Source organism: Massilia sp. PWRC2, assembly GCF_049896725.1.
GTDB lineage: Bacteria > Pseudomonadota > Gammaproteobacteria > Burkholderiales > Burkholderiaceae_D > JAFCUW01.
The window spans coordinates 344,634-366,297 of the sequence record NZ_JAFCUW010000005.1 but is presented as its reverse complement, the minus strand read 5'-3'; the positions used below and the strand labels follow the sequence as shown (position 1 = coordinate 366,297).

The following is a 21,664-nucleotide window of genomic DNA, read 5'->3' as shown; positions in this document are numbered from 1 at the left end:
ACGCTTGAGCGAGTGCTTCGCATGGTCGTGGGCGTCGATGCGGTCGACCTCGGCGATGATCTGCAGGATGACTTCGGATTGCAGGCTCATGGTGTGGTGCTAGTGAGCCGACGCCGAATGAAGCGGGTAGATGATCTCGAACACCAGCGCGGCGCCAACTGCAGCGCAGGCCTCCTCGATCGTGTCGATTACCTGCATCAATTGGCCGTCGTTCATCTGACTGGCTGGGATGCCACTAGGGAGGCGTCGCGGAAGGCTTCCATGAGACGCTGGCATGGCCCCGGCGTCGTGCCAGGTATCGATTACGCTGTCGACCACGTAACGGGCATGCCGCCGCTCGTCGTCAGATAGGGCCGGGCCAGAGCCCTCCGACAGTACCCAGAATTGGAGCAGCAGGCCGGCCGCGGTGAAGTGCTTTTCTCCATTGGCGTCGATGGTGTACAGACGGTTGTTGCGGTTCATGGTTTCTCCTGCCTAGCGCTGGCGGCGCGCGTACGACTGCCCGCCAAGGACCAGGGCAATTTAGATTGAATGATGTGCGCACGATTCGTGCTCGGTGCGTGGAGTGTTGGTACTACGCGGCGTACACGCTACGTGCACGCCGCGTGCTCATTTACCCGGTGCGGTCGGCTTCCAGGGCTCGCAGTTGCGATCGAAACCAGTCGATGGCGTGGGGGATGCTGGCCAAGCTCCGCGAGTAGCTTGAAGCGCGCATGTGCTGCCGCGCTTCGTCACTAACCATGGTGCTGCTGCAGTAGGCGTTGATCAGGGCATCCAGGTCGGCAAACATCTCGACCCACTCCGCCGGCGTGCGAGGTCGCACCGATATGGCGGCCATGGCCTGCGCCTGCTGACGGGTCAAGCCGTCCACCTCCATAAATTCAGAGACCAGTTTTTCGCGCCAATCCTCGGAGGCTGGATTTTGTATATGCCTGCCTGCTACCGCTACAACTGCTACAGGTGAAAATGCGGCTCTCCGTATTTGATCTTCGATTGCTGCTACTTTCGCTACTGCCGCTACAGATGGCGCGTTTACATTGGATTTCGCATCAACTGTAGCCAAAGTAGCAGTAGCAGAGGTGATAAATCCTTTTTTCATCAAATCTGCCAGTGCCATGATCAGCCCCCCAGAAGTTCAGGATTAATTTGAATTTCACGCTTGCGGCCGGCGGTGATCAGGACTGCGCGGCCGTGCCCGATAAGCTCGTCGACAGCGGCGGTCAGGCTGGTCTTGTCGCGTAGCCGGGAGGGGCCATACTGCGCGACCGTGCGCGTCGAGACGGTATCGGTGGCGTTCATCTTGCAGTAGTTCAGCAGCCAGTCCTCCAGCATGCCGGCATCTGCCAGACCGCTCGGCAACGAAAGCTCGCCGAAGAATCGCAGCGCCTCGTTCAGGTGCCACGCTGTTACGATGCTGGCGGACTCGAAGTGTTCGGCCGAGATGGCGCCGATCCCCGCGTCGATTACATGGAACAGCGCGGCCAGCCGGGCGGCGTTGTCGGCGATCTTGCTGGCCACATCGCGCACGTCCTGCAGCTCGCCGCCTTTGCCCAGCCCACGCTCGATCTCATCATGGAACCGTACCCAAGCGGCCTTTGCCTCCGGCGCCAGCGCCAGCATTTGCGGCTCCAGCCCACCGCGCTCATTGATCGGTACCGGCGCTTCCAAGATACCCAAAATGCGATCGTGGAATTGGGCCAGCGCCGGCATGTTCGAAGGTGGCTCAGTGAAAAGGCGCGTTCCCTGCGTCGATTGAGGCCTGGCGACAAGGAACCTTGCAAGGAAGCCGGTGCCGCGCGCCAGCGTGCCCGTGCGGCCGATGAAGTCCATCAGCGCTGACTCCTGCACCTGCAGCGACATCGTGAGCCTGGCACCGTCGACGACATACGATTCGCCGCGTCGGTCGAACGTCAGTTTCGAGGCATCCCATAACTGATTCAGGATGGCCAGAGTGCGCAACTGCGAGTCCTTACCCATTCCGTGACTACCAAAAACGGAGCCAGCCTCCGACGAGATCACGGCGCCAGACGGCCATTTTGTGGAAAGGGAGTAGGTCAGGGCCTCCGGCGTGAAGTCGCTGTAGATCAGCCGCGGCACGCGCGGCGGCGCCGGCTTCATTTCCTCATGCCTTCGCAGCGCCAGTTCCGATTGACTGGTGTCCTTGGCGCTCTTGGCCGCTTGCTTGATTGATTCGAGAATGCCGGACCGGATGGCCTCCCACGCTGAATGATCGGCCTCGTAGCATTTGACTTCGACCCTTGCATCGTGTTGCTGCTGTGTCTCGTAATCGTGCAGCACCCGGCTAAGCAAACCGTCGCAAGTGGACTTCCGCTCGCCGCTTTCCGCGATGACCAGAAAATATAGGCTCACCGGACCCGTCAGTCGTTCCGCCCTCGAAACATCGTAGTGGGCCTGGGCGGCCAAACTGAGCGTTGCCAGAGCAGAGCATGCCACCATCGCCTCCGGTGCCTTGGTGAAGCTCTGCACCTCCCGCACGGCCGCCAGCAGCACGGCGGGCAATGCTTCCGCCGGGTACGGCACCGGTTCCGATGTCCTGGCGAGGGGTTCAAGTGGTGGCCAGGCCGCCTTTGCAGCCTTGGCTACTGATTCCTTCACAAATTTCCTTGTTGTTTCCAGGTCTGGTGCTGCCGGCTCGCCAGCGAATTTTTTTACATCGGTCATTGCATTCATGAAACCCCCATCAATTTAAGGAAAGCAATACGCCCAGCATCGAGGTCAATCAACTGCAGGCGGCGCGGGCTGGCGCCGTACAGGCGATGGCTTAGGTCACGCAAGGTCCCGTAACGCGTGGCGTTGCCGTGGTAGACCAGGATGACGTCCAGACCAACCACCGGCCAGCACTCGGTAAAGCTGGGCAGACGCGCCGGATCAAGCTCGATCGCGTTGCGCTTCGGTGGCCGGAAGCCCAGGCCTAGCCATACCTCGCGGCGCACCGGCTGCATGCCAGCATCGGCCATCGTCTCAAGCACATGGAGTGGGTTCGTCATTTAGCGGCCCCATTTTTTTCTGTCTTCCAGTCAAGGAACATGTCCATCTCGCCGGCCGCATCAATTGAGTGCTCCAGCTGCACGGCGAGGTGTGAGATTAAAAGGCCGATGTGCTGGAGCCGGTCAGCGTTAGGAGGCGTATCGCCGAGGGCGGACGAATAAAGCAAATGGCCAATAGAATCAATACCAGCTGCGATATTGCTCTGCAGATTTTGCGCATGGTCGCGTGCCGCCTCCGCGATTTGTCGTTGTTCAGCCGTATGCGCTGCGTGGAATGAGACGGTGCCGAGTCGTTGCAATAGCGCCGGCAGTTCGTAGGCCGGACGGTCGACATTTTTAAATTCAGGGTTGCGCGCGCTCATGCTGCACCTCGTACGAGGCCAGTTGCGATCGCATGCACGTCTTCGGCGTAGCGCCGCGCAGCGCGAATGGCTGACTCTGCATTGCCAGCATCATCAGAATTGATGCATTCACGTAATGCAAGGTTGAGCAGATCGCCCAGTATCTCGACCGCGTTGATGATGTCGTCCGCCAAGTCAGAAGCTGTAACGGTGTCGACCAATATGGACTTAATTGGGGTCATCATGCTTGGCCGCCGATCTTGGCGACAGCTGCGCGCCAGATGGACTTGCCCTCTTCGATGCCGGAAAAGTAGGCATCGGCCTCGGTGGTGCCGGCCTGGTACGGCGGGATGATGTCTTTCCGCTCGATGCGATTTTCGAGAACTGCGCGGGTGCCGGCTTTGTACTCGCCGCTGCGCGGGGTGCGGCCGTTGAAGAACGCGGCTTGCATGAGCTGGTCAACCGAAAGTGCACTGGTGGCCACCTGGGCGCCGCCGGCGGATGGGGGCCAGGCTGGGCTCATGATGTCGAGCATGACGGCGCAAGCGGCGGCGTCGTTCGCTTTGCGTTGTGCTGAGAGTTGTTCTTGCTGGTGTGGGGCCGGGGAAGGTACGAGCGTACCTTGGGCGTGCTTGGTCATTGTCTTGCTCCTGTACGTGAGACGGGCCTGTTTTTGAGACAGGTGGGCAGGAGCTCAAAACCGCGTACAGGCGGCGGGCATATTTCCCTTACGGGTCTTTTATTAGCCGCACTCCCGCCCATTGGAGCAAAACCAATAGACGTAAAAAATGCCACTGACTTTCGGGGTGACTTTGCCGCTGTACGTGGTGTTTTGAGCACCGGAAAACTAGTATCGGGCCATCCATTGAGGAACGTCAAGCGTTTTTTCGTATCATCGCGTCGCACGCGAATCGCGGCGCTCACTGGGCTGCCTGCTGGGAGCGGCCGGCAATGAAGGCGTCCACCTCGGCAGCGTCCCAGACCGTGACGGACTCGCCCAGCTTGAACGGTTTTGGAAATTTACCTTCGCGAACCCAGCGCCAGATGGTCGCTGGACTGACGGGAAGTTTGCCCTTTTTTGCAGGCTTTGTGGTGGTGGCTGGCGTCGTGGCCAGCTCGCTGATGCGGATAACTCTTTGTGACATGATTCACCCCTTAATGGCACGGCATAGTGCGATGGGCTCATCATTTATCGGAAGAATTTTCTACGCTAGGTCGGCAACTAAGTTGGCCGGTACTTATGCTTTGCAGAGAGCGGCTTGTGCTTAGCTGGGGTTATTTTTTAACCGCTTTCAGATGCGCCCTAATCCATTCCAGGGGTTTTGTTGTGGTGCGCAAGAGGTTCCCACGTCCTTTTGAAAATGCTACAACCTTTGGCGTGATTTCGAGTGCAGCAGTCGGGGCATGACTTTTGCCGGTAGGCCACGCATCGCCGTCTGGCCCTAATTTATAAAGACGTATTGTTTCATCCTCGAGTGCCTTTATTTTGGCTGCTCGCCCATCGCCGCCCGACTTTGCGACTGCAGACGACTTTTCATCATGATACTCAAGCAACTGATCCAAGAGCCGAACCCCAGCTTTCAGGCGATCAATTTCACCATCGTCCGCTTCGCTAACCTCTACCATTTTTCCAATATGTCGGATTGCATCATCAAGGAGCATGTTTTTACGTGCCATGAGGATCTCCATGAAAATTGGATCGTGATTAGCCGCCCTCACTTTCGCAATCTCGACACGGAAGCGTTCTTCAACGCCGCCTCCTAAACCAGTTATGATCCGCTCGGTAAGATCATTCAAAAATTCCGCCGAAAATCTACCGCGAAGTTTGTCCATCTTCGATTCGTCAGCCAGCGTGCCAGCAGGAAAGTTTACAATTTCGTCACTCATTATTTAGCATCAATTCGTCTAGGTAATCTGCCCACCGCTGCATCATTTCGCGCCGGGCCGGCAGGTGCGCCATCCGGTTGTAAGCGCGCCCGTTCACATCTTTCACCTGGTGCGCCAGCTGGTGTTCAATTAGGTCGACCCGCTCGCCCAGCACCTCGTCCATAATCGTCCTAGCCATGGCGCGAAAGCCGTGCGCGGTCATCTGTTCTTTGGTGTAGCCAAGGTTGCGAATGGCGGCGTTGACTGTGTTCTCGCTCATGCACCGGTCGGCGGTCCGGATGCTGGGAAAAACGTACTTGCCGCCACCAGTCACCGCGTCCATTTCGCGGAACACGGCCACCGCCTGGCGCGACAGCGGCACCAGGTGATCGGCTTTCATCTTCATCTTCACGCCGGGTATCCGCCACTCTGCCGCCGCCAGGTCGATCTCGCACCACTCAGCCGAACGGAGCTCGCCCGGGCGCACGAATACCAGTGGAGACAGCTTTAAGGCCGCAACTGCGAACGGATGGCCTGCATAGGCATGAATGGCACGCATCAGGGCGCCGGCGGCGCTGGGCTCAGTGATGGCAGCGTAGTGGGTGCGCGGAATCGCAGCGAGGGCGCCGCGAAGATCGGCCGTTACGTCCCGCTCGGCCTGGCCGGTGGCCACGGCAAATCGGAATACCTGGCCACAGAGCTGCTTTATTTTGTGGGCCGACTCAATCGCGCCGCGGGCCTCAATTTTTGCCAGAGCGGCCAGCACGTCGCGGGGGCCGATGGCAGCAATCGGCATTGGGCCAATCTCCGGAAAGATATTTCGCTCAAGCCAGGTCGTGTTTTTCTCCTGTGTGCTTGCAACGCGCGTGGTCGACGTCTTCGCAAGCCAGGTCCGCGCGACCATCTCAAACGTGCTGTTCGCATCACGGGCCTTACTGAGCTTCTCAGACGCTTTCGCCTCGGCAGGGTCAATACCCTCGTCCAGTAGTTCGCGCGCGTCCTCGCGCCGTTTGCGTGCCTTGGCTAGCGATACCGTTGGGTAGACGCCCAGCGCCAGGGTCTTGCGCTTCCCATCAAAACGATAATCAAGACGCCAGTACTTGCTGACACTCTTGATCGACTGCTTGACCAGCAGGTAGAGGCCGCCACCGTCCGCGTGCTTGTCGCCGGCGGCGGCCGGCCCCGGCTTTACCTTGTCGACAAACGTTGCGTTGAGCGGCATGGCCTACTCCGGTGACGGTATCAAAATGGCGCTAAATCAAAGTACCGTCAGAAGTACCGTGAAATCGCTAACCTTCGGTGATGTTCAGTGCCACAGCTTAACACAACAAAAAACCCGCTCTCCTATGACAGAGGCGGGTTTTGATACTGCATGCTGCTCTATAACACTGTCTATTGGTGCCCGGAGCCGGAATCGAACCGGCACGCCATTACTGGCACGAGATTTTAAGTCTCGGGTGTCTACCAGTTTCACCATCCGGGCAGCGGGCCGTAGTTTAGCACAAGCGACAACGTCGATACCACCCCGGGAAGGTCGACCCGCAACGCTGGTTCGGGGCCGGCCGCAAGCACACTCAGCAAGAGTGGATCGTCAGCGGCAGGCATTCGTTTGAGACAGCTCAACGAGCACTGCGAACAGGCAGCCAGACTAAAACCTGACTCTTGAAATGGAGTGCACCATGTTCACCCGCATCCTCATTCCCACTGACGGTTCCGAGCTATCGCAGCAGGCGGTGCTCGCCGGTATGACCTTGGCCAGCAAACTGGGCGCAGAAGTTATCGGCCTGAGCGTGATGCCCCGCTTTCACACCGTGTCGCTCGATCCTGACATGCTGGAAGACACCGCAGAGCGCTTTCGCCAGAGCGCCCAGGCCCGCGCCGACGACGACCTGGCCTTTGTCAGCAAGGCCGCTGCCGACGCCGGCGTCAGCAGCACAGTCGAGACCGGCACCTCGGACGACCCGTGGCAAGCCATCATCGACACCGCCCATGCGCACGCGTGCGACCTTGTGGTGATGGCCTCGCACGGACGCAAGGGGTGGAAGGGGCTGCTGCTGGGGAGCGAGACCCAAAAGGTGCTCGTCAACAGCACCATTCCGGTGTTGGTCTACCGTTGAAATTCTGCTGGCATGGTGCTGCTCGCGCGCCCATCGGGCGCCCCTCGCAATCAATGTGAGGACACGCGCTCGTTGGCAGTGGCGAGCAATGTCGACCGCAGGCGACGCAGTACCTTGCAGGGCCGTTTGTTTCAGGTCGTTTGTTTGAGGTCGTTTGTTTGAGGTCGTTTAATTGAAGTCGTTTAATTGAAGTCGTTTATTTGAAGTCGTTTATTTGAGGTCGTTTATTTGAGGTCGTTTCTTCGAGCTTGCCTTTCAAGGCTGCCGCAGGTGGGCCTCTCAACAGGCGCGCCGGCACCGGCAGCGATCATGCTAAGCGCATGCCGCCCGGCCCGAACGGGCCGCTGCGCGGGCGGCGCAGTGCAGCCCAGCCTGCGTCGCCAGGCAAACTCAACGCAATACCAGCACCGCGACCGGCGCATGCAGGAGTACCTGCGCCGTCTGGCTTCCGAGGGCTGCGCCGGACGGCGCGCTGCGACCGTGCGAACTCATACAGATCAGGTCGGCACCGCCAGCGCGCGCGGCGGCGACAATTTCCTGCCACGGCATGGCCCCTTCGATAATCGCCGTCGTGCATGCCACACCCTGCTCGCGGGCCTCGCGCTCGACCAGCTGCATGATCTGCGCGGCGCGGGTGTGGGCGGTGCCCGCGCCGCTACGAGCGTCGACAGCAGCGTTGCTGCCCGCCGGAGCCACCACGTGGATGGCCTCCACCCGTGCAGCCATCTCGAGCGCCATGCGCAGGCAGCGGCGCACCCCCGGCAACATGGTGAGGGTGCCGTCCACAGGCATCAGGATGTGTTTGAACATGGCGCCGCCGTTTGGTTGGATTGATTAGACTACAAAGGTGAACTACCAGGGGATACGATACAAGAGAAGCGAGGAAGAGCGCGTTCCGCGTGCCGAACAAGCATGCTTTCATCATCGCGCAAGCCCTGCAGGCAAAGGATGAAGGGGAGCGCTTAGCAAATAATTGAGGTGCATCAAGTGAGATGGACTTCAACACGGCAACACTGGCATCCATCGTCGCTGCGCGGGCGGCACAGTGGCATGCGCAATGGTATGTTAAGACGGCAGCGCCATCACCGTCTGTCATCGCAGTAATCCGCATCCTGGTTCACAGCATCAGTTGGCCATGAGGTTCTGCAGCACGCACTTCGACAATTCGTGCGACATGATCCGCGCGCTTCGCTGTGACGGCAGCGTCGCGCTAGCGCTCACCGCAGCATAATTAATTGCGCTCGGCACGGCAAAAAATGCCGGCCGTGCCGGCGCACCACCAAGGAATACACCATGTATCAACGCATCCTCCTGCCCACTGATGGCTCACCCCTGTCCGACCTGGTAATACCGCTGGCGATTGATCTGGCGCGCCAGTGGCACAGCGAACTTGTCGCCGTCGCCGTCGCCCAGCCGGCGCTGGTGATGCCACCGTCGGAGGCAGCCCTGACCATCGATGTGGTGGGCGAAACACGCCTGGCGGTCGATGCCGCCCGTGTCCATGCGGAGCGCGTGTGCGCCGCGGCCACAGCGGCTGGCGTGCCATGCAGGGCCATCACGGTGCTATCACACTCGGTGCACACAGCGTTGACCGACACTGCGCGCACGCAGCAATGCGACGTGGTCGTCATGGCCTCGCACGGCCGACACGGCCTGAGCCGCCTGCTGGCAGGCAGTCAAACGCAAAAAATGGTGGCAGAATCAACGATCCCCGTATTGGTGCTGCACCCAGGAGTGCCATCAGCCGCCGACGAACAACCGTAAGGGGGCGAGAACAGCCGCTACAGCGTCCGCATTCGCCTTGCCGTTGCCCCCCGTAAAGTCGACTTGCAGCGATCACAGTCAGCGGTGGCAGCAGCGCGACTGACTGTGGAGCAAGCAACTAAGGCAGTAAGTAGGCCAGCAACCAAGCCAGCAAGCAAGCCAGCAACAAGAACAGCAGCGAAGCGAGCAACCGAGCTAGCAGCTGAGCGAACAACTGCGCCAACAACTGCGCCAACAACTGCGCTGGCAACTGAACTAGCGACTGAACGATCAACTAAGCCAACAGCGACGCCAGCTGCGGCGCCGGACTAGCCGGATCGACTCTCACGCTGCACCAGCGCAGCGCACGCAATGCAGGTGGCCGCTGCAGGCACGGCCCGCAGGCGTCCCAGAGGGATTTGCACGCCACAATGGGTGCACAGGCCACCGACGCCAAATTCAATCCGCTTGAGCGCGTCGTCAATCGCGCGCAGCTCTTCGAGTTCGTGTTGCAGCATGGCGATCTCATCTTGGGTCAAGGCGTCGTTAAAGGCGGCATTGACGTCGCCGAAGGCGGCACTGAGGGCTCCCGGCGGCGCACGCTGAACACTGCCAGCACAGTGCATCTGCCCGCCACCCTGCGCCCGCCTCTCGCGCACCGCTTCGAGCAGCGCGATACGCATGCCACGCAAGCGCTCTTCGATTTCAGTGAGATCAGCCGATGTCAGCTTACGCATGCCGGTGCTTGCTCCCATTAAAGCCGCACCGAACACCGCGCTGTAGATGACATCGCAGGCAGCCCTGCTGCGGCAAAGGCGCCCTCATTGGATGGTCAGCGATTTGGTGCTGCCAGCCGATTTTTTGGGCAGGGTCAGCTCGAGCACGCCGTCATTCAATTGCGCCTGCGCCTGGCTATCGTCGACCGCCTGCGGTAGCGTGAAACTGCGATAGTATTGCCCCACCGAACGTTCGGCGCACAGCAGGTTGGCGCTGGCCTGCTCGGTGCGGCTTTCCGTCTGCGCGGAAATGGATACCTGGTTGCCATTGATGTTGACCTTGATGTCATCCTTCTTGACGCCAGGCAGGTCAGCCGTGACCTTGTACGACTGTTCCGATTCAGTCACGTCCATGCGGATCAGCGGGGTGAGTTCGGCCCCGCTGAACAGCGCGGGCATGCGCATGGAAGTAAAAAAGTCATCGATATTGCGAAAAGGGTCGGCGCTGAGCATGCGTGCAATGGGATCGAAGCGCGTCAATGATTGAGAGTGGGCCATGGTGAGTCTCCATCGGTGAGTGCAGAAACATTGGGCGCAGGCCAGGATCATCGAAGACGGCCGGTCTGCTTGTATATATCCTACCCGCCCTGAATCACCGCACGGTATGCGCTAGATCAAGTGTGCGCCAGGACGGCGGCAAGCGGCGCGATGGCTGTGTTGAGGCCGCTTGAAAGGAAGGCTGGCGACTTTTGATCTGCCTCAAAAATGCCAAAACTAGCACCGCCCAGCGCCAGCTAGCGCTGGACCGCGCGCGCGCGCCGCCGTACGCTGGTGCTACCCAATCCACAGCGAGCCGAAAAATGTCCTATAAGACCATCGTCGTCCATGTCGATTCCTCGCGCCACGCCGAGGCGCGCATGCGCCATGCAGCGCAGCTGGCAGTGCAGTTCGACAGCCACCTGATCGGCAGCGCTTTTTCTGGCGTGTCGCGCTATGCGGGCCGCGAAGTGACGCTCGAGCTGGCCATGCTGGCGCCGTCTGAAGCGAGTGCCATTGCCCAACGCAACGAAGCAGCGCTGGCGCGCTTCGAGGCCATCGCCGCCAGCGCAGGTGTCGCCAGCGTCGAGCGCCGCCTGATGGAAGACGATCCGGCCGGCGGCCTGGCCTTGCAGGCACGCTATGCCGATCTGATGGTATTGAGCCAGACCGACCTCGACGAACCAGCCTCCAGCCACCTGGTCGGCGCGCTGCCAGAACAGGTCGTGCTCGATGGCGGCCGCCCCGTGCTAATCCTGCCCTACGCCGCCAGTTTTCCCACCGTTGGCAGCAAGATCTTGCTGGCGTGGGACGGCGGCCTCGAGGCAACCCATGCGGTGTTCAACGCCCTGCCCCTGTTGCGCCGCGCCGCCCTGATTTCGGTGGTGGTGTTTAACCCGGCGCCCGCCGCCGGCCACGAACCCGGTGCCGACCTGGCCTTGTACCTGGCGCGCCATGGCGTGCGCTGTACCGTGCGCGCCAGCACCACGCCAATCCGCGCTGGCGAGCAACTGCTATCCGCGGCCGCCGATCTGCAAGCCGATCTCATCGTCATGGGCGCCTACGGCCACTCGCGCTTCCGCGAAATCATGCTCGGTGGCGTCACCGAGACGATTCTGGAAAGTATGACGGCACCGGTGCTGATGTCCCATTAGTACGGCAGCACAGGGCCGGGAGTGTCGGTGTATGCCAATGCAGGCAGGTGGCGCTGTCGCCAGTGGCAGCTGCAATAACGCCATGCCATCTTCAGCACGCCAGCATCAAGCCGCGCGAGCGGGCCAGCGTCTGCATCGCATCGTTGGCGACGGAGGTACTGCGGGTCTGCAGCTGCCGGCCCGGCTGTTGGCACTAGCCGCGCAACAATCCACGGGCTGACTGCTCGACGGCTGGGGGGCCAGCCAATATATTGATCGGCGCTCGACCGGCGCTGTAAAACCGGGTGAGGCACATCAAAATTGCCAACGCTTGGCATCCCGTTTGAGCAAGACGCCCGGACAAAAACGATGATCGCTGCGCGCATTTACATGGCCAATTTGATCTACCTCAAAATGGGCATAAACCCCTTTGCACCGGCGCGCCATCGTCTCGACGCCACTGACCTGCCTCGCTATGATGGAGGCTTCGCCCATTGACGGTGCCCGTGTCCGGTCATGTCCACAAACTCGCACCACGCGGTTCAGGCTCCTTCAGCCTTGCCAGTCTCCCCTGCCGTCGATGCCGACGCCATGCAAGCCCTGGCCGCCTCAGTTTTCTATTACAGCCGCGACGGCATCATGATTACCAGCCTCGACGGTAACATTCTGGCGGTCAACGACGCCTTCAGCGCCATCACCGGTTATCGCGCGGATGAAGTGCTAGGCCACAATCCGCGCCTGCTCAAGTCGGGACGCCAGGGGCCGGCGTTTTATCGCGCCATGTGGGATGCCATCATGCGCGACGGTCACTGGCAGGGCGAGGCATGGAACCGCCGCAAGGATGGTAGCGATTACGCTGAGCGGATCAGCATCAGTACCGTCCCCGATGCTGCGGGCCAGCCCCATCACTACGTCGCCGTATTCGCCGACATCACCACTGCCAGTCAACAGCGCCAGCTGCTGGAACAGCGCAGCAATTTTGACGCACTCACGGGTTTGCCCAACCGCCTGCTGTTGCACGAGCGCCTGAGCCGCGCCATCGCCCGCGCCCGGGCCGACGGCGGCCAAGTAGCGGCGGCATTCATCGATCTGGACGGCTTTAAGGCCATCAACGACGAACTCGGCCACGCGGCCGGCGACCAGTTGCTGGCCATCATCGCGCAGCGACTGCAAAAGGCGCTGCGCATGTCGGACACCCTGGCACGCTTCGGCGGCGATGAATTTGTCGCCGTGCTGCCCGCGCTGCAAGATGAATTGCTGCTAGCCTCGCTGATTGGCCGCCTGATCGACGCCGCCCACCAGCCAGTGGCGCTGGCGCAGCGCCAGGTACAGTTATCGGCCAGCGTGGGCGTGGCCGTTTTCCCGCGCGACGGCGATTCCCCAGAACAATTGCTCAGCAAGGCAGACCAGGCCATGTACGCGGCCAAACGCAGCGGGCGCAACTGCGCGCGCAACAGCGCGCCGCTGGCGCCGGAGCGCCCCGCGTAAGCCCCGCGCCGCTCTTACACCACCGCAGCGGCACCGCGCGTAAACCACCGCAGGGACGCCGCTCCTTAGCCACCGCAGGTGGCGCCGCACCTGAGCCGCAGCAGGGGCGCCGCTCCATCGCCACCCCAGCGGTTCCGCTCCTGGGCCACCGCAGCGGCGCCCGTCTTCTGCCGCTGCGGGGCGCACCGGCACCGGCGCCGGCACCGTCACTGCACCGCCGCCACCGCCGCCTCGATGGCGGCAATGTCGATTTTGCGCATCTGCATCATGGCGGCGAACGCGGCCCGGGCCACCGCTGGGTTGCTGTTGCTGATGGCATCGCTGAGCGCGTGCGGCGTGATCTGCCCTGACAGGCCCCAGCGATCGCGGCACCAGCCGCAGGCATTCTCCGCGCCACCATTGGTGACGATGGCATCCCACAGGCGGTCCGTCTCGGCCTGGTCACTGGTTGCCACCTGAAAGGAAAACGCCACGCTATGAGGAAAGCCGGGGCCGCCATTGAGCCCCATGCAGGGTATCCCCATCACGGTAAATTCCACCGTCAGCACGTCGCCCTGCTTGCCCGACGGGTAATCGAGCGGCGCCCGCTGCACGGCGTGGACGGCACTGTCGGCAAAGGTGCTGGCGTAAAAGGTGGCGGCCTCGAGGGCGCCACCGTCGTACCACAGGCACACCATATTCTTGCTGCGCATAATGATCTGCTGGCGCTGCCGGCTGCAGGCCTACTGCCCCAGTTCCGGCTCAACCAGCCGGGCCAGCTGTTCCAGCGACTCCTGCCAGCCGAGGTAACACATTTCGATGGGAATCGAGGCCGGCACGCCTTCCTGCGCGATGCTGACATCGGTGCCGCCGGCCACCGGCCGCAAGGTTACCGTGGTCTGCATCTCACCGGGCAGTGCGGGATCGTCGAAGCTGTCCGTATAACGAATCTTTTGGTAGGGCTGCAGTTCGCGGTAGGCGCCGCCAAACGAGTGACTTTGCCCGGTCGAAAAATTAGTAAACAGCATCTTGTAGCTGCCGCCCACGCGGGCGTCCATGTGGTCAACCTTGCAGGTGAAGCCGCAGGGCGGCAACCATTTTGACATGGCGTCGGCGTCGAGAAATGCGCGGTAGATGCGCTCTGGTCTGGCGCGCAGTACGCGGTGCAGGTGGATGGTCCCTGTGCTCATCAGTTTATCCCTTCAGTGACGAATGGCGCCGCATGCAGGATCACTTGCCTGGCTGCTGCGGCCAGTACGGCCAGCGACCTCAGATGCTACGCCGTTGGCGCGGACCTGTGCGCACCTTACCGATAAAAAACCAGCCGGCATGAGCGGCCCTTGCAGCAGACAACACAACGCCACCATGTCGTTTGCACGACACAGTGGCGTCACGCGCGCCGAAGCGCGAGGGGCGAGCGCAACAGGCGCGCGCCGGTGCGATTACCGCCCCGCCTGCCCCGAGGCTGGCGATGGCGGCTTGGAGCGGCTCACTAAACCGTGTAAACTGTACAAACTGTACAAACTGTACAAACTGTACAAACTGTACAAACTGTACAAACTGTACAAACTGTACAAACTGTACAAACGATGCACACTGCGCGACAAATCAATTCTTTTTGTCGGTTTTGCTTTTCTTGCCCGATTTGCTGGTGCTGCCATCGGTAACACCAGTGCTACCAGCGGCACCTGCCTTGGCGCCCCCTTGCATGGCATCGGGCGCTGGCGGCATCATGGTGCCGCTGTTCGCACCGGCGGCCGTGCTGCCAGAGGTCGACGAACCCGTCATGCCATTGGTGCCGGCACTACCGCTGGCGCCGGCGCTGCCGTTCAAACCATTCATACCGTTCACGCCGTTCGGCGACTGATCAATCACCCCGCTGGCAGCGGCACTGCCAGCCACCGGCGGCGTGACCATGCCGGCATCCGGCATGGCACTGCCCGGCGCTGGCGCCGTACCCGGCGTGGTGGTGGGCTGTTTGGTAGTTTGAGCGAACGCCGCAGTGGACAAGGTGGCGGTCAGCAAAGCGCTTGCAAGCAAGCTGGTGGTCAAAGTAGTGCGCATGGAGTTTCTCCTGTGAGTTGGCCCGGATGGGCGATCCCTGGTCGGCGCTCTCGTTGAGCACCATACGGCACCGCGGGATGATGACGGCATGCTCGAGCCGTGTGACTCGGGACCACCAGAATAACCAACTGAGCCAATATGCCAACCGGACAGGCGACCGCGTCTGTGTGGGATCGATCCTACACAATTGGTATCTATCAACAAAGCATGGGCGCTGACGCCGCCCCAGCCGCACTGAACGCACTGGCCGCTGCGGCAATGAGGATTGCCAGTCTATTGATCTTCGGTAACAATAGCGCTTCACCCACGTTTTGAGCGGCCTTTACGTGCAGCGCTACCCTACCTCCCGTATCTGCGGCATGCTGGTCGTCGCTGTCGCAGTGCTGCTGCTGCTGGGGCGCGCGCCTGGCCTGTCGACGTTGTACGACATGCTGCCCGGTGGCGAACGCATGGGCCTGCTCAACATGGCGATGATGGCCTGCGCCGGCTACGCCATCGCCGTGCTCGAGGTGCCGTGGCGGCAAATGGCGGCGGCGCGCCGCGCCAGCGTGCTGCTGTGCCTGCTGGTGCTGACGCTGCTGCCGCTCGGCTTCATTGTGGAAACCGTATTTGACATCGCGCTGGGGATCGACCTGGCCGCTGCAGGGGCGCGCCCCAGCGCCGCCATCCCGCACCCGGGCCGCACCTCACCCAACGGCGCGCTCGCCATGCTGATGATCGGCGTCGCCCTTGCCTGCCAGTTGAGCCCGCGGCCCGGCTTGCGTGCCAGTGTCGGTGGCGCTGCCGCCGCCATGGTGGCGATGATCGGCGTGGCGGCCTTGATCGGCCACGCCCTCGGCCTGCAGGACCTGTACCGCCTGGCTGGCTTCAACCGCCTGCTGCCACTGACCGCAGTGGTGCTGTGCGTGTGCGCGGTGGGGCTATGGTCGCTGCTGTACCCGGCGGCAGCGGCGCGCACGGACGACCACACCGAAGCCCGCATCAACCGCCGCTCCGCTGTGCTGTTCGCCTTTGTTGCCGTGATCGGCGGGGTGGCCGGCTTTGCCGTGCTACGCAGCAGTTTCGAAGAAGCGACCGCCAGCAACCTGCTGCTGACCACCCACACCACCGCCGCCTCGATCGCCAACGAAATCGAATCGAACCTGTGGTATCCGAAAGTGATCGTCGCGCGCACCAGCGTGCGCTCGGCAATGACCAGGCTGAGCAGCCAGGCTGGGGCGGTCGATCGCGCCGCCACGGCTTCCCTGTCGCAGCTGGCCGAACGCTATTTTGACGAGCAGGTGACGGGCGCCCAGTTCCTCTCCGCCAACGGCACCGTACTCTTTTCCGCCGGCATCCTGAGCATCCGTGATGCCACCGTCAAACATATCCTGCAAGGCAGCGGCGGTGGCGCCATTTTGTTCTGGGCCGATGGCTACGTACTGGAAACGCGCAATGACATCGTCGACCATGGCCGCACGGTGGGCGTGCTGGTGGTAGAGACGCGCTTGCCGCGCATCCATGCGCTGCTCGCCGAGGTACAGGAATCGGGTGCCACCACCGACACCGCGCTGTGCAGCGTGGTCGCCAGCGGCGTGCCGGCGGCCGAGGCCAGCTTCGCCTGTGGTCCGACGCGCTTTCAGCGCAGCTTCCTGCTGCAGCCGATGCAGGCCGACCCCGGCAGCGTGGCCGGCAGCCTGGCGCTGGCCCTTGGCGGCGTCAGCGGTACAGGGATCGTCAACGATACCACCGACAGCGCCAGCATCATCTCGGCCTACACGCCAGTGAGCAATTTCGGCCTCGCTCTGGGGGTGACCTCGGCAGTCGAGTCGCTGTACGCCCCCTTGCGCGGGCGCGTACTGCAACTGCTGCTGGTGCTGGCGGCGGTGGTCGCCGGCGGCACCCTGATCCTGCGCCGCCTGGTGCGTCCGCTGGTAACGGCGCTGGGCCGCGCCCAGCGGCGCACGGCGCGCATCCTGGAGGGCTGCAACGACGCCTTCGTCGCCCTCGACGAGCACGGCCTGATCACCGACTGGAATGCCCAGGCCGCGCGGCTGTTCGGCTGGACTGCAGACGAGGCGCACGGCCGCCACCTTGCCAGCCTGATTCTGCATACCGCCGACCACGCCAAACTGGCAGCTGCGATGGACGACAGCGGCCGTGACAATGCCCTCAACCACCGCATCGAGCTGCGCGCCAGCCATCGCGACGGCCGCCAGCTGCCGGTGGAACTGTCACTCAAGAGCGAACTGACCGACGATGGTTACCTGGCCCATGTATTTATCCAGGACATTTCAGCACGCCAGGCGGCGCGCGAGGCGCTGCGCCAGAGCGAGAAACGGCTGCGCCTGATCGCCAACAACTTGCCTGTGCTGGTGTCCTACATCGACCGCGACTTCCGCTACCGCTTCACCAACAAAAGCTACCAGCGCTGGTTCAACCTGCCGCCCGATGCCCTCGCCGGCAAGACCATCAGCGACGTGTTCGGACACAGCGCCTTTGAAACCGTCCGCGTACAGATCGAGCAGGCGCTGGCCGGCGCCGAGGTGTCGTTCGAACTGGACAATACGATTGCCGGTGCCCCCGCCAAGCTGCAGGTGCACTACCTGCCCGACCGCGATCGCCACGGCAAGGTCATCGGCGTGTTTGGCATGGTGCTCGACAATACCACCCAGCACGAGCTGCAGGCGCGGCTGGCAGCCAGCGAACACCTGCTGGATGCCTTCAAGGTATCGCCACCGGCGTGACGGCCGCGCTGGCGCGCCGTGCGGCTCGTTGAAAGTCAGCCGAGCGGAAGCTCCACGGCAGCAGCCAGCCGCACACAGCCAGCAACACCTGGGTGATGTCGCCGTAGCGTCCCGGCAAGGCCTGCTGCATCCATTCGAGCTGAAACACCAGCGCCAGCACCAGCAGCGCCCCGAGCATCATGACCTGGAAGCGGCGCCCGGCGGCCGTGAGCCAGCGGACGAAATACGCCAGCGCAAAAAATGGCCAGAACAGTTCGAGGATGTTTTCCAGCCCCGTCAGCGAACGCATCTGCCCTGACAGGGGCACCCAGTTGAACGGGTGCAGGCCGCCACCATCACCGACCAGCGATTCGCCGACAATGAAGCCGGCCACCAGCAGCACACTGCCGGCCAGGGCCGCGCGCCGGCGGCCGCTGCGTCGATCGCGCTGCAGCACGGCCAGCACGGCCAGCGCGATGGCAGCGCCGGCCACATCGGAGAGCACCAGGTAGCGCCCCACCATCAGCAGCTTGACGGCGAACACCAGCGCCAGCATGGCGGCGAACACGCCGTCGCCGTAGCGCTGCTCTGGCCGTGGCCGCAGCACGGTGCGCATGAGCAGACCGAGCGCGACGAGCTGGGCGGCAACGACCAGCAGCGGCGCCAGCGCCGCATGCGCCGCCGCGCGCAGCTGCCAGGCCAGCACGACCAGCTTGTGGCCCAGGTAGGCCAGGTCGAAGGCGGGCACCAGCGGGCTGGTCTGGGAGAGCACCCACAGCGCCACTGCCGCCAGCCCCAGATTGGGCAGGGTGCCACCGTAGAAGCAGCGCTGCCGCCAGTCATGCAGACGGGCGATCAGCAAACCCGGGTGGCGCGCCGCCGACCACGCCGGCGGCAGCGGCGTGGCTGCCAGAATCAGCGCCAGTACGGCGCCGGCAGCGCTGCCGAGCACGTTCATGGCGATGTCGGCGGTCGACGCCGTGCGCACCGGTTCGAACTGCTGCAGGCATTCCATGGTCAAACTGAGTAAAAAGCCCGCCTCGACGGTCCAGCGCAGCGCGGCAGCGGCGCGTGCGCCCGGCCGGCGCAGCCGGTACAGGCCCAGAAACAGCCCAAACGGCGCGTACGCCAGCACGTTCTGCACCAGGTCGGCGCGGGGAATGTGCACCGGCCACTGCAACAGAAAGGCAAACAGCGGCGTGCGCGCCGGCGTCCATTCAGTGAACGGGTACAGGCTGCCATACACAATCAGGATCAGGAACAGGAGGGTGAGTCGGAGCATGGCAGTGAGGGAACGAACAAAAAAGGGGCTGCAGGCACCTGCTTGAGGGGGGAACTGGCAGCGCAGGGTGCTGTCGCATCTTTCCCGCACCCAAGGCCCAGGCAAGCACAGCACAGCGCAGCGGACAACTTCAGCCGCCGGCTCACGGAACCGCAACCGCAACCGCAACCGCAACCCCAATTTTACGCGACCTCGCCCGCCCTGCCAGAGAAGACCGCGCCGGCGCGTGCGCGCCCGTGCGCGGCGCCGACAGCGCCCTCCTTTGATCCAGATTAGCTTTGCGCGCAGCGGTCACCATTGGGCGCAACTTCCGGCCGTCATGGCTGTCTGATCCATTGCCGGATTCACCGCTGGAGAAATGTATGAGTAGCCATGAGTCAATCAAGCAATCCTTGCCGGACGGCGAGGTCTACGCCGGTCTCATCCTGGGCAAGAATGGCGCGCCCGACCATCACCTGGTTTTGCTGGACGGCGACATCGACGACGTCACCTGGTCGGCCGCGCGCGCCTGGGCCATCAACCGCGGTGGTGACTTGCCCAGCCGGCGCGAGTTATCGCTGTTGCACGCCAACCTGAAGGAGCTGTTCTTGCGCGTCTGGTACTGGTCGGCCGAGCAGTCAGAGACGCGCTCGCAGCTGGTCTGGGGCCAGAATTTTTCCAGCGGCATCCAGACCATGTATGGCCGCCAGTTCCACGGCCGTGCCCGCTCCGTGCGCCGCATCGCCGTCAGTTGGGCAGGCGCACACCATTCCGAACAGTAAGCTGCTCGAATGGCAAGATTTTTCAATCATATGTGCTTTGGCGAACAGTGGCCTCTGGATGGCTGGGGCATGATGGCTATGTCCAATCCGACAACTTCATCCCACGCTGCAGAGGAAAATTCATGAACGTTCTTGTTACCCTGATCATTTACCTGGTCATCTTCGGCCTTATCTGGTGGCTGGTCAGCATGCTGCCGCTGCCCTCGCCTGTCGCGCAGATCGTGCGCGTGCTGTTTATCATCCTGCTGATCTTGATCGTGCTGTCGGTGTTTGGCATCGTGCCCGCCGGTTACCTGCCACGGCTGAACATATAGTCCGCGCAGGCAGTCCTTGCGGGCGCCATGCCAGCAGCTGCAGTACAAAGCAAAAAACCCGGCACGCCGGGTTTTTTTACGCCATTGCGCCGTTCAGCGGGCCGGCGCTGGCGGCGTACGGCCGATCGGCTCGTTCATATTCGCCAGGTACCAGGCGGTGGTGGCCATCACCGCCACATGCCGGCGCAGCTCTTCCGGCTTGACCTTGTCGAAGGTATCGGCAGCGGTGTGGTGATAATTAAAATAGGTCGAGTCATCGATCAGCGGCGAGAAACTGGGCACGCCAGCGCGCTCGAGGCCGCTCAAATCGCCCGTGCCCAGCACATCGGTACGCTGCAGACCGGCCGCCCCCATCGGCAGCAAGGCGGCGCGCAGGCCGGCGAAGTGCACCATCGATGCCACCGGAATACTGGTGCGCATGCCGAACACGCGCCCCGAACCTTCGTCATTTTCGATGGCCGCCACGTGTTTCGCCACCAGCGCCCGGTTCGCCTCTACATACGCCTGGGCACCGCGCGTGCCGTTTTCCTCGTTCATCCAGGCAATCATGCGGATGGTGCGGCGCGGTTGATAATCGAGTTTCTTGAGCGTCTCCAGCACCGCCATCGCACTGACGACGCCGGTGGCATCGTCATTGGCGCCGGTGGCCAGATCCCAGGAATCGAGGTGGCCTGACACCACCACCACTTCGTCGGCCTTGTCCAGGCCAGGCAGATCGGCAATCACATTAAAACTGTCGGCATCGGCCAGGATCTGCGGGGTCAGCACCAGTTCCATGGTCAAGGGACCGCGCGCAGCCAGACGCGTCATCAGCATGGCATCCTCGGCGGCGACGGCAGCAGCAGGAATGCGGGCGCCGTCCTGCAAACCGGACGAGCCGGTGTGCGGCAGGCGGAAATCGGCGCCGCCCACCGAGCGCACCAGCACCGCCGCCGCGCCCATCTGCGCCGCCAGCCTGGTCCCCATGCCGCGGTACAGCACGCCCTGGCCGTACGCCTGGCCGGCCATGCCGTGATCGGCCATGCGCTGGTCGAAGGCGACGTCGAACAGCACGATGCGGCCCTTCACTTCGGCGACACGCGCCTTGAGTTCGTCGAGGTCGTGCAGCACCAGTACCTGGGCGCGCAGGCCGGCGGCCGGGGTGGCGCCGGAGCCGCCCAGCGCGGTCAGTACCACCTTCTGGCTCAGTCCGGCTGGACGGCCGGCGTAATCGACCAGCGTGGCCGTCTCGAGGCCGCGCACCCAGTGCGGCACCTTGACCGGCTGCAGGGTGACCCTGGCGCCGAGTTGGCGCATCGCCTCGGCCACTTGCACCACGGCGGCGCTGGCGCCGGCCGAACCGGACAGGCGCGGGCCGATCAGATCGGTCATGTCGGCCAGCCGTTCATAGGCCCAGTCGCTGGCCAGGGCGCTATCGCGAATCTTGCCCAGGGCCACACCATCGTTACCGGGCGCAGCCGCGCTGGCGGTGCCGGCGACGGCAAGGGCAATCAGGGAAAGGGACAGGCGGCGGCAAGAACGGTTCATGCGGTTCCTTCAACAAGTGGGTGGTTAAAAAATACTGACGAACAACAGTATAGCGGCGCCACCGCGCTGCCGGCCAGTGCTGT

Annotated in this window: 25 protein-coding genes and 1 tRNA gene; 7 read left to right on the top strand and 19 right to left on the bottom strand. The window is 62.7% G+C overall.

The features are described from left to right. Positions 1–99 precede the first annotated feature (99 nt). From ACP7BZ_RS12935 to ACP7BZ_RS12885, 11 genes are all read right to left on the bottom strand, one after another. The gene (locus ACP7BZ_RS12935) at positions 100–462 is read right to left on the bottom strand and encodes a hypothetical protein (RefSeq protein ID WP_426113713.1); all 363 of its coding nucleotides are present in this window, start codon (positions 460–462) and stop codon (positions 100–102) included. A 151-nt stretch (positions 463–613) separates the two neighbouring features. Then, complete coding sequence (locus ACP7BZ_RS12930; protein ID WP_426113711.1) at positions 614–1,117, bottom strand: hypothetical protein; 504 nt, start codon at positions 1,115–1,117, stop codon at positions 614–616. Positions 1,118–1,119: 2 nt separating this feature from the next. Continuing rightward, a complete protein-coding gene (locus tag ACP7BZ_RS12925; RefSeq protein ID WP_426113709.1) occupies positions 1,120–2,691 on the bottom strand; it encodes a YfjI family protein in 1,572 nt (523 codons plus the stop codon). Further along, positions 2,688–3,008 (bottom strand): hypothetical protein, encoded by a 321-nt coding sequence (locus ACP7BZ_RS12920; protein ID WP_426113707.1) that lies wholly within the window; start codon positions 3,006–3,008, stop codon positions 2,688–2,690. Before ACP7BZ_RS12920 ends, ACP7BZ_RS12925 begins: the two co-directional genes overlap by 4 nt. Next, a complete protein-coding gene (locus ACP7BZ_RS12915) occupies positions 3,005–3,370 on the bottom strand; it encodes a hypothetical protein (RefSeq protein ID WP_426113704.1) in 366 nt (121 codons plus the stop codon). Before ACP7BZ_RS12915 ends, ACP7BZ_RS12920 begins: the two co-directional genes overlap by 4 nt. After that, a complete protein-coding gene (locus ACP7BZ_RS12910) occupies positions 3,367–3,594 on the bottom strand; it encodes a hypothetical protein (RefSeq protein ID WP_426113702.1) in 228 nt (75 codons plus the stop codon). The genes ACP7BZ_RS12915 and ACP7BZ_RS12910 overlap by 4 nt, the downstream gene beginning before the upstream one ends. Further along, positions 3,591–3,989: a hypothetical protein gene (locus ACP7BZ_RS12905; protein WP_426113700.1), complete on the bottom strand. Its 399-nt coding sequence runs from the start codon at positions 3,987–3,989 to the stop codon at positions 3,591–3,593. Before ACP7BZ_RS12905 ends, ACP7BZ_RS12910 begins: the two co-directional genes overlap by 4 nt. A 280-nt stretch (positions 3,990–4,269) precedes the next feature. Continuing rightward, positions 4,270–4,494: a helix-turn-helix transcriptional regulator gene (locus ACP7BZ_RS12900; RefSeq protein WP_426113697.1), complete on the bottom strand. Its 225-nt coding sequence runs from the start codon at positions 4,492–4,494 to the stop codon at positions 4,270–4,272. 130 nt (positions 4,495–4,624) lie between these two features. Beyond that, positions 4,625–5,236, bottom strand: coding sequence for a hypothetical protein (locus ACP7BZ_RS12895; RefSeq protein ID WP_426113695.1), 612 nt, complete (start codon positions 5,234–5,236; stop codon positions 4,625–4,627). Continuing rightward, positions 5,229–6,437: a tyrosine-type recombinase/integrase gene (locus ACP7BZ_RS12890; protein WP_426113693.1), complete on the bottom strand. Its 1,209-nt coding sequence runs from the start codon at positions 6,435–6,437 to the stop codon at positions 5,229–5,231. The genes ACP7BZ_RS12895 and ACP7BZ_RS12890 overlap by 8 nt, the downstream gene beginning before the upstream one ends. Before the next feature lie 174 nt (positions 6,438–6,611). Then, positions 6,612–6,698: transfer RNA gene (locus ACP7BZ_RS12885), tRNA-Leu, on the bottom strand. A gap of 196 nt (positions 6,699–6,894) precedes the next feature. On the opposite strand from ACP7BZ_RS12885, the gene ACP7BZ_RS12880 reads away from it, so the two are divergent. After that, positions 6,895–7,332 carry a universal stress protein gene (locus ACP7BZ_RS12880; RefSeq protein ID WP_426113692.1) on the top strand — a complete coding sequence of 146 codons (438 nt, stop codon included), beginning with the start codon at positions 6,895–6,897 and terminating at the stop codon, positions 7,330–7,332. A gap of 390 nt (positions 7,333–7,722) precedes the next feature. Here the strand turns inward: ACP7BZ_RS12880 and ACP7BZ_RS12875 are convergent, their stop codons facing one another. Next, positions 7,723–8,142 (bottom strand): universal stress protein, encoded by a 420-nt coding sequence (locus tag ACP7BZ_RS12875; RefSeq protein ID WP_426113690.1) that lies wholly within the window; start codon positions 8,140–8,142, stop codon positions 7,723–7,725. Between the two features lie 483 nt (positions 8,143–8,625). On the opposite strand from ACP7BZ_RS12875, the gene ACP7BZ_RS12870 reads away from it, so the two are divergent. Beyond that, a complete protein-coding gene (locus ACP7BZ_RS12870) occupies positions 8,626–9,096 on the top strand; it encodes a universal stress protein (protein ID WP_426113688.1) in 471 nt (156 codons plus the stop codon). Between the two features lie 308 nt (positions 9,097–9,404). On the opposite strand, the gene ACP7BZ_RS12865 is transcribed toward ACP7BZ_RS12870, so the two are convergent. Both ACP7BZ_RS12865 and ACP7BZ_RS12860 read right to left on the bottom strand, forming a co-directional pair. Further along, on the bottom strand, positions 9,405–9,812 hold the full coding sequence (locus ACP7BZ_RS12865; RefSeq protein WP_426113686.1) for a TraR/DksA family transcriptional regulator: 408 nt from the start codon (positions 9,810–9,812) through the stop codon (positions 9,405–9,407). 84 nt (positions 9,813–9,896) lie between these two features. Continuing rightward, positions 9,897–10,349 (bottom strand): Hsp20/alpha crystallin family protein, encoded by a 453-nt coding sequence (locus ACP7BZ_RS12860; protein WP_426113684.1) that lies wholly within the window; start codon positions 10,347–10,349, stop codon positions 9,897–9,899. 302 nt (positions 10,350–10,651) lie between these two features. Between ACP7BZ_RS12860 and ACP7BZ_RS12855 the strand changes: the two genes are divergently transcribed. Together ACP7BZ_RS12855 and ACP7BZ_RS12850 are read left to right on the top strand one after the other, a co-directional pair. Beyond that, the gene (locus ACP7BZ_RS12855; RefSeq protein ID WP_426113682.1) at positions 10,652–11,482 is read left to right on the top strand and encodes a universal stress protein; all 831 of its coding nucleotides are present in this window, start codon (positions 10,652–10,654) and stop codon (positions 11,480–11,482) included. 537 nt (positions 11,483–12,019) lie between these two features. Further along, complete coding sequence (locus tag ACP7BZ_RS12850) at positions 12,020–12,949, top strand: diguanylate cyclase domain-containing protein (RefSeq protein WP_426113681.1); 930 nt, start codon at positions 12,020–12,022, stop codon at positions 12,947–12,949. Positions 12,950–13,155: 206 nt separating this feature from the next. On the opposite strand, the gene ACP7BZ_RS12845 is transcribed toward ACP7BZ_RS12850, so the two are convergent. The 3 genes from ACP7BZ_RS12845 to ACP7BZ_RS12835 all read right to left on the bottom strand — a co-directional run bounded on the left by ACP7BZ_RS12845 (position 13,156) and on the right by ACP7BZ_RS12835 (position 14,992). After that, positions 13,156–13,641 (bottom strand): VOC family protein, encoded by a 486-nt coding sequence (locus ACP7BZ_RS12845; protein ID WP_426113679.1) that lies wholly within the window; start codon positions 13,639–13,641, stop codon positions 13,156–13,158. 30 nt (positions 13,642–13,671) lie between these two features. Next, positions 13,672–14,118, bottom strand: coding sequence for an SRPBCC family protein (locus ACP7BZ_RS12840; protein ID WP_426113677.1), 447 nt, complete (start codon positions 14,116–14,118; stop codon positions 13,672–13,674). A gap of 418 nt (positions 14,119–14,536) precedes the next feature. Further along, entirely contained in the window at positions 14,537–14,992 is a 456-nt protein-coding gene (locus tag ACP7BZ_RS12835; protein ID WP_426113675.1) for a hypothetical protein, read from the bottom strand. Positions 14,993–15,303: 311 nt separating this feature from the next. Between ACP7BZ_RS12835 and ACP7BZ_RS12830 the strand changes: the two genes are divergently transcribed. After that, complete coding sequence (locus ACP7BZ_RS12830; RefSeq protein ID WP_426113673.1) at positions 15,304–17,718, top strand: PAS domain-containing protein; 2,415 nt, start codon at positions 15,304–15,306, stop codon at positions 17,716–17,718. On the opposite strand, the gene ACP7BZ_RS12825 is transcribed toward ACP7BZ_RS12830, so the two are convergent. Continuing rightward, positions 17,696–18,979: a VanZ family protein gene (locus tag ACP7BZ_RS12825; RefSeq protein ID WP_426113671.1), complete on the bottom strand. Its 1,284-nt coding sequence runs from the start codon at positions 18,977–18,979 to the stop codon at positions 17,696–17,698. The genes ACP7BZ_RS12830 and ACP7BZ_RS12825 overlap by 23 nt on opposite strands. Before the next feature lie 362 nt (positions 18,980–19,341). Between ACP7BZ_RS12825 and ACP7BZ_RS12820 the strand changes: the two genes are divergently transcribed. Together ACP7BZ_RS12820 and ACP7BZ_RS12815 are read left to right on the top strand one after the other, a co-directional pair. Then, positions 19,342–19,740, top strand: a complete 399-nt coding sequence (locus ACP7BZ_RS12820) for a DUF1566 domain-containing protein (protein ID WP_426113669.1) — start codon at positions 19,342–19,344, stop codon at positions 19,738–19,740. A gap of 122 nt (positions 19,741–19,862) precedes the next feature. Then, positions 19,863–20,054 (top strand): Thivi_2564 family membrane protein, encoded by a 192-nt coding sequence (locus ACP7BZ_RS12815; RefSeq protein ID WP_426113667.1) that lies wholly within the window; start codon positions 19,863–19,865, stop codon positions 20,052–20,054. A gap of 93 nt (positions 20,055–20,147) precedes the next feature. Here the strand turns inward: ACP7BZ_RS12815 and ACP7BZ_RS12810 are convergent, their stop codons facing one another. Next, the gene (locus ACP7BZ_RS12810; protein ID WP_426113665.1) at positions 20,148–21,581 is read right to left on the bottom strand and encodes a M20/M25/M40 family metallo-hydrolase; all 1,434 of its coding nucleotides are present in this window, start codon (positions 21,579–21,581) and stop codon (positions 20,148–20,150) included. Positions 21,582–21,664 lie beyond the last annotated feature (83 nt).